Here is a 12,267-nt window from a genome sequence, read left to right on the forward strand (position 1 = left end):
ACACACGATGGTTGAAGCGGGGGTTATTTATGGCAGTTAGCCGGGCTTACGGGGTCGGGAGGCCGAGCCACTGCGCGGCGACCTGCCGCAGCCCGTCGGGGTTTTCCGAGGCGAAGAATTTCATCTCGGTGTTCGCGGCGCTCTCTTGGATGCCGTAATGGGCTTCGAGGTACTCCACGATCGCTTCGCCGGAGTGGATCATCAGCGCTTTATCTCCGAAATAGTTGGAGATCGCCCCGGCGATGAGGGGGAAGTGGGTGCAGCCGAGGATGACGGCGTCGGGGGCTTTGCACCCGGCGAAGTAGTGGTGCATCGTACTTTCGAGCACTTCGCCCTCGAAGAGCCCCTCTTCGACGATAGGGACAAAGAGTCCCGTCGCTTTGGCTTCGACGTTGCGGTAGCCGTGGGTGGTGAGCAGCTGCTGGTAGGCCCCGGAGCCGACGGTCGCCTTCGTGCCGAGCACGAGGACCTCCGAGTCGCTGTTCGCCAGGGCGTTCTTCGCGGCGAGGATGCCCGGTTCGACGACGCCGACGACGTCAAAGGGGGCCTGGGCGCGCATCTCGTCCAGGGCGTAGGCGCTGACGGTGTTGCAGGCGACGATCAGCAGGTCAATGTCGAAGTTTTTGAAAAATTCCACCGCTTCGAGGGCGTAGCGGATGATGGTGTTGCGGTCCTTGACCCCGTAGGGGACACGGGCGGTGTCGCCGTAGTAGACGATCTCATCGAAAAGGCGGTGTTCCAGCAGGGATTTGACGACAGTCAGGCCGCCGATACCGCTGTCGAAAACACCGACACGCACCGGTTTAGCCCTCGTTCATCATGGAGAGGAATTCGTCGTTGGACTTCGTTTTCTGCATCTTGGTGTAGAGGAAACGGAGCGCCTCGACCTCGTCCTCTTGCTTGTGCAGCATGGAGCGGAGGATAAAGACTTTTTGCAGGACGTCCGGCCCGATGAGGAGCTCCTCTTTGCGGGTACCGGACTTGAGGATGTCGATCGCCGGGAAGATACGGCGGTCGGAGATCTTGCGGCTCAACACCACTTCGGAGTTACCCGTACCCTTGAACTCTTCGAAGATGACCTCGTCCATGCGGCTCCCGGTCTCGATCAGGGCTGTCGCGATGATGGTGAGGGAACCGCCGTTCTCGATATTACGGGCGGCACCGAAGAAGCGCTTCGGTTTGTGCAGGGCGTTGGCGTCGACACCACCTGAGAGGACCTTACCTGAACTCGGTGTAACGGTGTTGTAGGCGCGGGCGAGGCGGGTGATGGAGTCAAGCAGGATGACGACGTTCTTACCGATCTCGACGCGGCGCTTGGCACGCTCGATGACCATTTCGGCGACCTTGACGTGGTTCTTTGCCGGCATGTCGAAAGTGGAGGAGTAGACCTCGCCCTTGACGGAGCGCTCCATGTCGGTGACCTCTTCGGGGCGTTCGTCGACGAGCAGGACCATCAGTTCCGCTTCCGGGTGGTTGTGGCTGATACCGTGGGCGATCTCTTTCATCAGCTCCGTTTTACCCGAACGCGGCGGGGCGACGATGAGCCCGCGCTGCCCTTTACCGATGGGGGCGAAGAGGTCCATCATACGGCCGGTGAGATGGGTCGGCTGGTACTCGAGCTTGAGCTGCTCCAGGGCATAGAGGGGCGTGAGGTTTTCGAAGAGCGGGCGCTTTTTGCTCTCTTCGGGCGGCACGTAGTTGATCGCTTCGATCTTCAGCAGGGCGTAGTAGCGCTCCTGGTCCTTCGGCGCACGGACTTGGCCGGTGACGACGTCCCCGTTACGCAGGGCGAAGCGCTTGATCTGGGTGCTGGAGACATAGGCATCGTTGAGGGAGTCGCTGAAGCTCTTGTCGACGGAGCGGAGGAAGCCGTAGCCGTCCTGCATCACTTCGAGGATACCGGTAAAGAGGATAAAGCCTCCCTGGGCCGTCTGCGCCTTGAGGATTTCGAAGATGATGTCCTGGCGTTTGAGCTCGTTGGGGCTCTCGACACCGAGCTCTTCGGCCATGGTGACGAGTTCGTCGATCGTCTTTTCTCTGAGGGCCTCTACAGTGTAGCCTTCGACGGGCTTATGGGTCCTGTTTTTATTGTTTCGTGAATGGTTGCTGCGCGAAGTATCGCTCATGAAGGTGTTCCTCTATGTCTGCTGAGTGGATTTTTCTAAGGAAGAAATCGAGGTCGTTAATGTGAAAGATTTCCCGTATTTTATACTATTTGCGTTTTACTTGTCAACAAGTAACGCTCTTTTTACCCTATCGGCGGTACAATGGCATCACTACTAATAGAGAGAGGAAGGAAGAGCTATTGATGAGAGCCTACCTTGAAAAAGAGATTTCAGCTTCCATAGAGACCAAACAAAAAATTTTGAACGATGACGCCCTGTTGGGCACGATCGAAGCGGCGGCTAAAGCCTGTGTCGAGGCCTACCGCCGCGGCAACAAAACGCTGCTTGCGGGCAACGGCGGCAGCGCGGCGGATGCCCAGCATATCGCGGCGGAACTGGTTGGCCGCTATGGTTTCGACCGCCCCTCCATCCCGTCCCTGGCCCTCACCACCGATACCTCGAACCTGACGGCGATCGGTAACGACTACGGCTACGACAAGGTTTTCTCCCGCCAGCTCGAGGGCATGGGTGTGGAAGGTGACATCTTCTTCGGCATCTCCACCTCGGGCAACTCCCAGAACATCGTCAATGCGTTTGAGAGCGCCAAGGCAAAGGGGATCACGACCGTCGCCCTGGTCGGCCGCGACGGCGGCAAGATGGGACAGATGGCCGATATCGCCATCATCGTCCCCTCCAACGCAACACCGCGCATCCAGGAGTCGCACATCCTGATCGGGCACATCATCTGCGACGTGATCGAAAAAGAGCTTTTCGGCGACGGCGTCGGAGCATAGGCAAACAGACGATGCGTATGTCTGAGAATTCACAAAGAGCGCAAGGCGCGAGGGCACGCCGCCGAGGCGAACTCAGCGTTGGCGTAGCTGTCCGGACTTAGTTCGGATGGCGTTTTCATCAATGGGAAAACCTGCCCTCTTCCTCGACCGCGACGGCGTGATCAACGTCGACACGGATTACCTGTATCGCATCGAGGAGTTCGAGTTTATCGACGGCATCTTCGAACTCTGCGCAGCCTACCAGGCGCGGGGTTTTCTGATCGTCGTTGTCACGAACCAGTCCGGCATTGCCCGCGGACGCTACAGCGAAGCGGATTTCGACCATCTGACGAAGTGGATGGTGGGGGAGTTTGGTAAGCGGGGCGTCAGGATCGCCGGGGTCTACTACTGTCCGCATCATCCGGAAGTGACGGGGGCCTGTACCTGCCGCAAACCCGAACCCGGCATGCTGCTTCAGGCCGCGGAAGAGCTCGGCATCGATCTGGGACGTTCGGTGATGGTCGGCGACAAGGAGCGCGACATCGTTGCGGCGCATCGTGCCGGTGTCAGAGAGGCCTACCTGTTCGATGCCGATGCAAAGCACACGGAAGCGACGCGCACTATCAAATCATTAAGGGAGCTGTTATGAAAATCCTCAATACCGGCGGGACGTTCAATAAACGCTACGATCCCATCCGCGGGGAGCTCGAGGTCCCCTTCGACAACGAAGCCATCGAAGATATTGTCGAGAGCTTTGCTTACAGTGTCGAGATTGCCGGGATGCTCTATAAAGATTCGCTGGAGATGACCGAGGAGGACCGCGAACAGCTCATCAACATCATCGACGTTGACGACGAAGAGGTCTACGTCATCGTCCACGGTACCGACACGATGGACCTGACGGCCAAAGCCCTGGCGGAGTGGATGGAAGAGGATGAAGAGGAGCGGGTCATCGTCCTCACCGGCGCCATGGTGCCTTACAGCATCGACAAAACCGAAGCGAGCGTCAACCTGGGGATGGCGCTGGGATACGCCGCGACGCAACCCGCGCCGGGGGTCTACATCTGTATGAGCGGGATCATCGCGCCCTATGACCGCATTCGCAAAAACCGTGGAGAGGGGATTTTCGAGATTGTCTAACGTCAAGTGCGACCACTGCCATCTGCAGTTCGATGAATCGGTCATGATCAAGGAGGGGGAGCTCCATTTCTGCTGCAAGGGGTGCCAGGGGATCTATCACCTGCTCAAAGACGAGGGGCTGGAGCGCTTCTACGACAAGCTCGGCGAGGAGACCCTCGTGCCGCCGACGGAACAGTTCGAGGACAGCGGCAACTTCAATTCGCCGGCCTTCTATGACCGCTACGTCACCATAGACAGCGAAGGGTTCAGCGAGGTGTCGCTCATCATCGAGGGGATCCACTGCTCCGCCTGCGTCTGGCTCAATGAAAAAGCACTGCACAAGATGGAGGGCATCGTCGAGGCGCACATCAACCATACGAACAACAAGGCGCGGATCGTCTGGGACGACGAGGTGCTCAAACTCTCCCAAATCATCGACATGATCCGCGCCATCGGCTACGATGCTTTTCCGTACGATCCGCAGATCCAGGAAGCGCGGGCGGAGAAGGAGCGCAAGGATTACTACCTTCGTATCGCCGTCGCCGTTTTTGCGATGATGAACATCATGACCATCGCCGTGGCGCAGTACGCCGGCTTCTTTACGGGAATGACGCAGGGGATCAAGAACATCCTCAACGTCGCCGAGTGGATTCTCTCGACGCCGGTGCTCTTCTACAGCGGCTGGGTCTTCTTCAGGGGAGCCTACTACGGCATCCGTACCCGGTCGGTCAACATGGACATCCTTGTCGCGACCGGGGCGTCGCTGACCTATCTCTACTCCATCTATATCACCCTATTCGAGCTGGGCGAAGCCTATTTCGACTCGGTGACGATGATCATCACCTTCGTGCTTGTCGGCAAGTTCCTTGAGGTGCTCAGCAAAAAAAGCGCCGCCGATACTCTCGATGTGCTCTCCAAGCATGTACCCGGGGAGGTAACCCTGCTCAAAGATGGCACCCAGGTGAACGTCAGCGTTAATGAGGTCGTCGTCGGCGACGTCATTTTGCTCAAAGCGGGGGAGAAAGCGGGCATAGATGGGGAAATCCTCTCGGGCGAGGGGAGCTTCGACGAATCGAGCCTGACGGGGGAGAGCGACCCTATCTATAAACGCACAGGCGATAGCGTCGTCAGCGGCACGACGAGCATCGATGCCGTCGTACAGTATGAGGCGACGAAGGATTTTGAACACTCGACCCTGTCGAACATCCTGACGATGCTCGAACGCTCCATGGCCAAGAAACCGCGCATTGAGCAGTTGGCGAATAGGCTTTCGGAGTACTTCTCCACCGTTATTTTGCTGTTGGCCTTCGGTACCTTCTTTGTCTGGTGGTTCTGGCCGCACCCTTTCAATATCGCCTTTATGGTCGGTATCTCCGTCATTGTCATCGCCTGCCCCTGCGCCCTGGCGTTGGCGACGCCGGTGGCGACCCTGGTCGGCTTGGGGCAGGGGGCGAAGCGGGGCATCCTCTTCAAAGAGGCTGCCCAACTCGAGACCCTGGCGCAGACCGATACCCTGGTGCTCGACAAAACAGGGACCATCACCGAGGGGCGGCCTCAGGTCGTTGACGTACAGTGGTATGGCACAGACAGTGAAGGCTACCGCCTGAAACTCCAGGCCCTGCTCAACGCCTCCAAACACCCCGTCGCCATCGGCGTTTCCGAGTATCTCAGCGGTGAAGCGGAACTGACGGCACTGCCCATTCTCGATGAGGTGCGGCAGATCGCGGCCAAGGGGATGGTCGCGCGCTGCGAGGAGCAGATGCTCAGCGGCGGCAATGCCGCATTGATGCGCGACCAGGGGATCGCTCCCGCCGACGAGAGCGCGCATACACTCTTCTATTTTGCCGTCGGCGAGACACTGGTCGCCCGTTTTGAACTGGCTGACAAACCCCGCCCTGATGCGGCAGAGGCGATCCGTGCACTGACCCATGCCGGCATCGACGTCATCATGCTGACGGGGGACCACGAACGCTCTGCTCGGAAGGTGGCTGCGGAAGTCGGGATCGAGCACTACCATGCGGAGCTGACCCCCGAAGCGAAAGCGGCTTTGGTCGCACAGATGCAGAGCGAGGGGCACAAGGTCGTGATGGCCGGCGACGGCGTCAACGACATCCTCGCGCTGGCCCAGGCGGAAATCGGTATTGCCATGGGCAACGGCAGCGACATCGCCATCGACGTCAGCGACGTGGTCCTGATGAACGATTCGCTCACCTCCCTCGAGGAGGCGTTCAGGATCGGGCGGGCGACCTATGGCCTGGTCAAGCAGAACCTCGGCCTGTCTCTGGTGTATAATGCCGTCACAGTCCCATTGGCGATGGCGGGTTATATCATCCCCCTTGTCGCCGCAATATCGATGTCGCTGAGTTCCCTGCTCGTCGTGGGCAACTCGATGCGCATCGCCTACAGCTGGAAGCGCGCGGCCAAACGCCGCTGAAAAAGGAGAGACATGGACAGTTGGGTGATTATCATGATGCTGGCCGTCTCGGTCTTTCTGGGATCGCTGGCACTGCTGGGGATCATGTGGGCTATCCGGACCGGGCAGTTCGATGACAAAGAGAAGTTCCTCAACCAGGTGCAGTACGACGGGGAGGACGAACTCAATGACGCCGCGAAGCAGGCGGAAAAGAAAAAAGCAATGAAGAAGAAAAAAGAGGAGTACCGGCCGGAGTAGGGCCGGGAGTGTTGTGAAACGCACCAGACGCTTTTCTCCTTTTATCCTGATGTGTGCCCTGCTGCTTTCATCGCCGGGCAGCGCTAATGACACGATTGAACGATCGGGAGATGCGCTTAGCGTCATTCTTCCGCTCTGTGCGGCGGCGGCGACTGCCTACCATCATGACGGCGAAGGGGCGCTGCAGTTCGCCGAAGCGTTCGCGACGACCATGGGGGTCACCTACGCGCTCAAGTACAGCATTGATAAAAGGCGTCCCGATGGCAGCGGTCAGGATTCCTTTCCTTCCGGCCATACGGCTGCCGCGTTCTCTGGGGCCTCATTTCTGCAACAGCGTTATGGCACGTCTTATGGACTTCCAGCGTATCTGGCAGCCGTTTATGTCGGTTGGAGCCGTGTGGAGGTAAAGGCCCACGCCGTTGAGGATGTCCTTGCCGGTGCCACAATCGGGATCATCGGCACGTACCTGTTTACCAAAAAGTTCAATAGGGAAATCTCTTTTCTTCCCGTGGTCGGCAAAAAACAATACGGATTGGTGTTTCAAAAAAAGTTTTGAGGATCGATGTGGGTGAAAAAGTGGTACGCCCGGAGGGATTCGAACCCCCGACTCCTGGTACCGGAAACCAGTGCTCTATCCAGCTGAGCTACGGACGCATCGTTAGTGAAGCGCGAAATTATAACTTACAATCTTTAAACCGCGCCATAGTGGCATATACGGCGTTTTCTCCCCGCACAGAGGATTCAGGCTGCGGATAGGAACCGGAGCACCTGCCCCTCGACTCTGAGTCTGAAATCACTCCCTTTCTGCTTTTGCCAGGCGTTTTGCAGCGCGATGAGCAAAGAGAGGTCCGGACGCTTCTGTATGACAATGGGCTTGAAAAACTCCGCTTCTTCGACGACGACGGCATGCTCTTTTTTATCAAAGCCCATCGCTTCCAGACCCCTGGGGTGGGAGAGCCCCAAAGCGACGGCGATGGGATGGAGACTCTCTTCGTCTTTCAGCTCGATAGCGTCATCGTAGATGCAGTACGCTTCCACGGGGTTTTGGAGGTAGCACTGGTAGATGGCGGCCAGGTCGATAATATAGAAGAGATCGTCGGCAATGCGCAGCAGCTCTTTATTGTTTTCGCTTTCGTTGCCGAGGAGGAGCGGGACGATATCGCTGCCCTGCTGCTGCAGCAGGGCTTTGCCCGTCGCGACCATCCATTCGACAAGGGGAAGGGTCTCGGTATCGGTGGCGCTGCCGATGACGATGACGCTCCCCTCTTCATTCTGCAGCAGCGAAACGCCTTTGCCCCGGGTCTCGATAACGGGAGGGAGGGGATCGACCCCGAAGGCTTTTAGGTGATCCAGCATGAAGGCTTTGGCTTTTTCGAACATCGGGTCTCCGGAGTTTTGGTTGCGCTATTGTACTCCAAACAAGTGCAAAGGCTATACGAAGTTATAAAGTAACAGAAAAATGTCTGTCCTAGGGCTGTATTGGAAAAGCGAGAGCAAAATAGGTAAGATTGATGGTGTGGCCGGAACGGATCAAGTCACAGACTCCCGCGATCGGAAACCTCGCATCGAAGAAGTCGCCGCAGCGGGAGAAACAACACCCCGATCGCAGGTGCTGCCGATCGTCGTTGATTTTCTGAAACGTTATGAAATAGCTTACTTTAGCCAAATCAAGATGGGTATGACACATGACATATGTGTTGAATACTTTGAAAATCGTTTAACAGTAGTAAGAATGTTTGTGTGGATTGTATTCTTGAAAGTAAATGGTGCGCCCGGAGCGATTCGAACGCCCGACCGCTGGTACCGCAAACCAGTGCTCTATCCAGCTGAGCTACGAGCGCACACCAGTTATCCGTTTAAGGAGGCTGAAATTATAGCTGTAAAAGCTTATAGTTTTTTTAAAAATCCTGCTTCTGAGCCAATTCCGTCAAAAAAGTCTCCATATCGTATTTGCTGCGGTATTCCGGCGTCATAATGTGGATAAGAACGTCACCGAGATCAACGACGATCCATTCGCCGCTTTCATCCACCTGGTTGAACTGTTCGCCCGGCTTGAGGTCCTTCTTCAGATAGTCCAGAAGAGCGTGGGTATGGCGTTCACCCAGGGAGGTGGCGATGATGACGTAGTCGACGAAGTAGTCCCGCTCGCGAAGATCGAAGAGTTCGATCGCCTCCGCTTTGTTGCGGTCAAGTACGTCAATAATTTTCTCTAAGCGTTTTTGCACTGAATATCCTTGTAATAGTTTTCAATTTCTTCCCGGACGCCGTCGGGGATGAGATGGGTCTTCTCCAGAGAACGGAGTTCGGTCGAGCTGACGTCGACATCGACGTCCAGGCGCAGATAGTTCGCGGGGACGTGACTGCCCGGCCGGCTGGCCACGACCCAGGTGACCATCCGGTTCAACGCCTCATACTCATGCCACTTCGTAAGCGTACCGATGTTGTCCGCACCGATGATGAGGTAGATCTCCGGATCGACCGCTTTGAAATGGCGGACGGTCTCAATCGTCGGAACGGGACGACCCTCTTCGATTTCGAATGCGCTGACACGGACGCGCTCCATAGAGGCAAAAATGCGTTCAAGCCATCTCAGACGCAGTGCCGGCGGGGCGTGCGTGCCGCTTTTAAAAGGGTTGACGTATGCCGGTACGATATAGAGCATTTCGATCGGCAGGGTCTCAAGAACCCGTGAAACGACGGCGGCGTGCCCGGCATGGGGAGGATCGAAAGAACCGCCGAAAATCGCTATCGCCATGGCCCCGCTTTTTAACGAAATTATATCTTAGCTTGGGTAAAATCACGCACAATCATAACTCTAGTGAAGGACGACACTGCATGGAGCTTCTCAATATCAAAGATCTGGACCTGCAGGACAAGAAAGTATTTATCCGCTGTGATTTCAATGTGCCGCTGGATTCATTCGGGAATATCTCCGATGACCGCCGTATCCGTTCGGCGATAGCGACGATCAACTACTGCCTGGATAAAGACTGCGCCGTCATCCTGGCATCGCACATGGGACGTCCGAAGGGCGAGGTTGATCCGAAGTACTCCCTCGAACCGGTACGCCTGCGTCTGCAGCAGCTGCTCAAGCGCAGTGTCACGCTGGCGAAGGATGTCGTCGGCGAAGATGCCATTGCCAAAGCGGCGGCACTGCCGCGCCATGAAGTCCTTCTTCTGGAAAACCTTCGCTTTGAAAAAGGCGAAACGAAAAATGATGATATTCTTGCCGAGAAGCTGGCGGGGATGGCGGAGTTCTATATCAATGATGCGTTCGGCGTCAGCCACCGCGCCCATGCCTCCGTTGAGGCGATCACCAAACATTTTGATGAGAAGCACAAGGCGGCGGGCTTCCTGCTGCAAAAAGAGATCCGCTTCTTCGGAACGCTGATCAAACAGCCGGTGCGTCCCTTTGCGGCGATCGTCGGCGGGAGCAAGGTGTCGGGCAAGCTCGAAGCGCTGATCAACCTGCTGCCGCGCGTCGACAAGATCATCATCGGCGGAGGGATGGCCTTTACCTTCCTTAAACAGTTGGGCTACGATATCGGCAACTCCCTGGTCGAAGACGACCTGCTCGAAGAGGCGCAGAAGATCATGGACGAGGCGCGCCGCCGCAAGGTGAAGTTCTATCTGCCGGTCGACGTTGTCGCCGCGCAGACCTTCTCCGCGGATGCCACGAGCAAACTTGTGTCGGCACAGGAGATCCCGCAGGGGTGGATGGGCCTCGACATCGGGCCGGCAACTGTCCGTCTCTACCGCGAAGTCCTCAATGACGTTCAGACGGTACTTTGGAACGGTCCGATGGGCGTTTACGAGATGGAACGTTTCGCCCGCGGTTCCAGCAAGATCGCCCACTTCGTCGCCGACTCCTACGCCACGACGGTCGTCGGCGGAGGGGATACGGCGGACCTGGTCCAGCGTATCGGCCTTGACGAAGAGATGACCTTTATCTCCACGGGGGGCGGGGCATCCCTGGAGCTGCTTGAAGGCAAAGTACTTCCGGGTGTCAAGCCGCTTGTGATCAAGGAACACGATTGATCATCGCGGCCAACTTCAAGACGAACCATACCCGTGCCGCCACCAAGGCGTATCTGGCCAAAGTGACGGCCTATATTGCCGAAGCGGAGATCTCCGATGAGGTGATGGTCTTCCCGCCCGCGACGGCACTCTGCCGCAGCGAAGGCGATGTGACTGTCGGTGCGCAGAACGCGTGGCCGACCGACAATGGTGCCTACACCGGTGAGATCGGAACGGAACAGCTTGACGAGTTCGGGATCCACACCATTTTGATCGGTCATTCGGAACGCCGCCATATTCTGGGAGAGTCCCAGGAAGTTGTCGCGGAGAAGTTCGCCTATTTCAAAGCGCTGGGGTTCCGAATCGTCTACTGCATCGGGGAACCGCTGGAGGTGCGCGACGCGGGGAGCGAAACGTTGATGGCCTATCTTGCCGAACAGCTCGAGGGGATTGATCTCGGTTACGGAAACCTGGTCATTGCCTATGAACCGGTCTGGGCGATCGGTACGGGCCGCGTTCCCAGTGAAAACGAGATAGAACTGATCCACGGTGCCCTGGCAAAGCTGACGAAGGCTCCGCTGCTCTACGGCGGCAGCGTTAAAGTCGGTAACGTGGCTCCCATTCTGGCACTGAAGCATGTGGACGGGGCGCTTGTCGGAAGCGGCGCGCTCGACCCGGATGATTTCTGCAAAATGATCGCCACGGCGAAACAAATTAATAAACAGGAGGTTTAATATGTTGATGAAAGGCAAAAAGGGTCTGATCGTCGGACTGGCAAATGATAAATCTATCGCATACGGTATCGCAAAGGCGTGCCATGAGCAGGGGGCGGAACTGGCGTTCACCTACCTCAACGATGCGCTCAAAAAACGTGTAGAACCCATCGCCGAATCGTTCGGCTCGGACAAGGTCTATGAGCTTGACGTCTCCAATCCCGATCATATGGATGCGATTGCAGGTCTGATCGAAAAGGATATGGGCAAGATCGATTTCCTCGTCCACTCCGTCGCCTTTGCACCGAAAGAGGCGCTGACCGGCAGTTTCCTGGAGACTACCAAGAGCGCGTTCAACATCGCCATGGAGATCTCCGTCTATTCGCTGATCGACCTGACGAACAAGCTCCAGCCGGTGTTGACGGACGATGCATCGATCCTGACACTGAGCTACCTCGGCGGACCGAAATACGTCGCCAACTATAATGTAATGGGTGTCGCGAAGGCGGCCCTGGAGTCAACGGTTCGCTATATGGCGGTCGACCTCGGGACGAAGGGACAGCGCGTCAACGCCATCAGCGCCGGTCCGATCAAGACCCTGGCCGCAGCGGGCATCGGCGACTTCAAACAGATCCTGCGCTGGAACGAACTCAACGCCCCGCTGAAGAAGAACGTCACGATCGAAGAAGTCGGGAACTCTGCGATGTATCTGCTGAGCGACCTTGCATCCGGCGTTTCGGGCGAAATCCACTACGTCGATGCCGGCTATAACATTATGGGGATGGCTGCCGTCGAGAAGAACGCCGAGGGCAGAACAGTCCTCAGCTGGGACGAGAACAAGTAATCTTTTACCGAGGAGAGCGTTATGC

Annotated in this window: 14 protein-coding genes and 2 tRNA genes; 9 read left to right on the forward strand and 7 right to left on the reverse strand. The window is 57.1% G+C overall.

Annotated features, from left to right (window positions below):
- Positions 1–46: 46 nt before the first annotated feature.
- Both murI and rho read right to left on the reverse strand, forming a co-directional pair.
- Positions 47–799, reverse strand: coding sequence for a glutamate racemase (gene murI, locus WCY31_RS02725; RefSeq protein WP_345973036.1), 753 nt, complete (start codon positions 797–799; stop codon positions 47–49).
- Positions 800–803: 4 nt separating this feature from the next.
- Positions 804–2,126 carry a transcription termination factor Rho gene (gene rho / locus WCY31_RS02730; protein ID WP_345970725.1) on the reverse strand — a complete coding sequence of 441 codons (1,323 nt, stop codon included), beginning with the start codon at positions 2,124–2,126 and terminating at the stop codon, positions 804–806.
- A gap of 182 nt (positions 2,127–2,308) precedes the next feature.
- On the opposite strand from rho, the gene gmhA reads away from it, so the two are divergent.
- The 6 genes from gmhA (at position 2,309) to WCY31_RS02760 (ending at position 7,224) form a co-directional block, all read left to right on the forward strand.
- Positions 2,309–2,899: a D-sedoheptulose 7-phosphate isomerase gene (gmhA, locus tag WCY31_RS02735; RefSeq protein ID WP_345973749.1), complete on the forward strand. Its 591-nt coding sequence runs from the start codon at positions 2,309–2,311 to the stop codon at positions 2,897–2,899.
- Between the two features lie 121 nt (positions 2,900–3,020).
- Positions 3,021–3,527, forward strand: a complete 507-nt coding sequence (gene gmhB / locus WCY31_RS02740) for a D-glycero-beta-D-manno-heptose 1,7-bisphosphate 7-phosphatase (protein ID WP_345973037.1) — start codon at positions 3,021–3,023, stop codon at positions 3,525–3,527.
- Positions 3,524–4,018: an asparaginase domain-containing protein gene (locus WCY31_RS02745; protein ID WP_345973038.1), complete on the forward strand. Its 495-nt coding sequence runs from the start codon at positions 3,524–3,526 to the stop codon at positions 4,016–4,018. Before gmhB ends, WCY31_RS02745 begins: the two co-directional genes overlap by 4 nt.
- Positions 4,011–6,431 carry a heavy metal translocating P-type ATPase gene (locus tag WCY31_RS02750; protein WP_345973039.1) on the forward strand — a complete coding sequence of 807 codons (2,421 nt, stop codon included), beginning with the start codon at positions 4,011–4,013 and terminating at the stop codon, positions 6,429–6,431. Before WCY31_RS02745 ends, WCY31_RS02750 begins: the two co-directional genes overlap by 8 nt.
- Before the next feature lie 12 nt (positions 6,432–6,443).
- Positions 6,444–6,668: a cbb3-type cytochrome oxidase assembly protein CcoS gene (gene ccoS, locus WCY31_RS02755; RefSeq protein WP_231020294.1), complete on the forward strand. Its 225-nt coding sequence runs from the start codon at positions 6,444–6,446 to the stop codon at positions 6,666–6,668.
- Positions 6,669–6,681: 13 nt separating this feature from the next.
- Positions 6,682–7,224: a phosphatase PAP2 family protein gene (locus WCY31_RS02760; protein WP_345973040.1), complete on the forward strand. Its 543-nt coding sequence runs from the start codon at positions 6,682–6,684 to the stop codon at positions 7,222–7,224.
- Positions 7,225–7,245: 21 nt separating this feature from the next.
- Here WCY31_RS02760 and WCY31_RS02765 read toward each other — a convergent pair.
- From WCY31_RS02765 to nadD, 5 genes are all read right to left on the reverse strand, one after another.
- Positions 7,246–7,322 (reverse strand) — tRNA-Arg (locus WCY31_RS02765).
- A gap of 87 nt (positions 7,323–7,409) precedes the next feature.
- Positions 7,410–8,048, reverse strand: coding sequence for a hypothetical protein (locus WCY31_RS02770; RefSeq protein ID WP_345973041.1), 639 nt, complete (start codon positions 8,046–8,048; stop codon positions 7,410–7,412).
- Between the two features lie 384 nt (positions 8,049–8,432).
- Positions 8,433–8,509: transfer RNA gene (locus WCY31_RS02775), tRNA-Arg, on the reverse strand.
- Between the two features lie 57 nt (positions 8,510–8,566).
- Positions 8,567–8,893: a ribosome silencing factor gene (gene rsfS / locus WCY31_RS02780; protein ID WP_231020300.1), complete on the reverse strand. Its 327-nt coding sequence runs from the start codon at positions 8,891–8,893 to the stop codon at positions 8,567–8,569.
- Positions 8,878–9,423, reverse strand: coding sequence for a nicotinate (nicotinamide) nucleotide adenylyltransferase (nadD, locus tag WCY31_RS02785; protein WP_345970732.1), 546 nt, complete (start codon positions 9,421–9,423; stop codon positions 8,878–8,880). Before nadD ends, rsfS begins: the two co-directional genes overlap by 16 nt.
- A gap of 80 nt (positions 9,424–9,503) precedes the next feature.
- Here nadD and WCY31_RS02790 point away from each other — a divergent pair, with 80 nt between their 5' ends.
- Genes WCY31_RS02790 through fabI form a run of 3 tightly spaced genes read left to right on the forward strand, consistent with a single transcriptional unit; the run spans position 9,504 to position 12,242 of the window.
- Positions 9,504–10,706 (forward strand): phosphoglycerate kinase, encoded by a 1,203-nt coding sequence (locus tag WCY31_RS02790; protein WP_345970733.1) that lies wholly within the window; start codon positions 9,504–9,506, stop codon positions 10,704–10,706.
- Positions 10,703–11,419, forward strand: a complete 717-nt coding sequence (locus WCY31_RS02795; protein ID WP_345973042.1) for a triose-phosphate isomerase — start codon at positions 10,703–10,705, stop codon at positions 11,417–11,419. The genes WCY31_RS02790 and WCY31_RS02795 overlap by 4 nt, the downstream gene beginning before the upstream one ends.
- A 1-nt stretch (position 11,420) precedes the next feature.
- The gene (fabI, locus tag WCY31_RS02800; protein WP_345973043.1) at positions 11,421–12,242 is read left to right on the forward strand and encodes an enoyl-ACP reductase FabI; all 822 of its coding nucleotides are present in this window, start codon (positions 11,421–11,423) and stop codon (positions 12,240–12,242) included.
- Positions 12,243–12,267: the final 25 nt, after the last annotated feature.

This window comes from Sulfurimonas sp. HSL3-1, assembly GCF_039645995.1.
GTDB classification, from domain to species: domain Bacteria; phylum Campylobacterota; class Campylobacteria; order Campylobacterales; family Sulfurimonadaceae; genus Thiomicrolovo; species Thiomicrolovo diazotrophicus.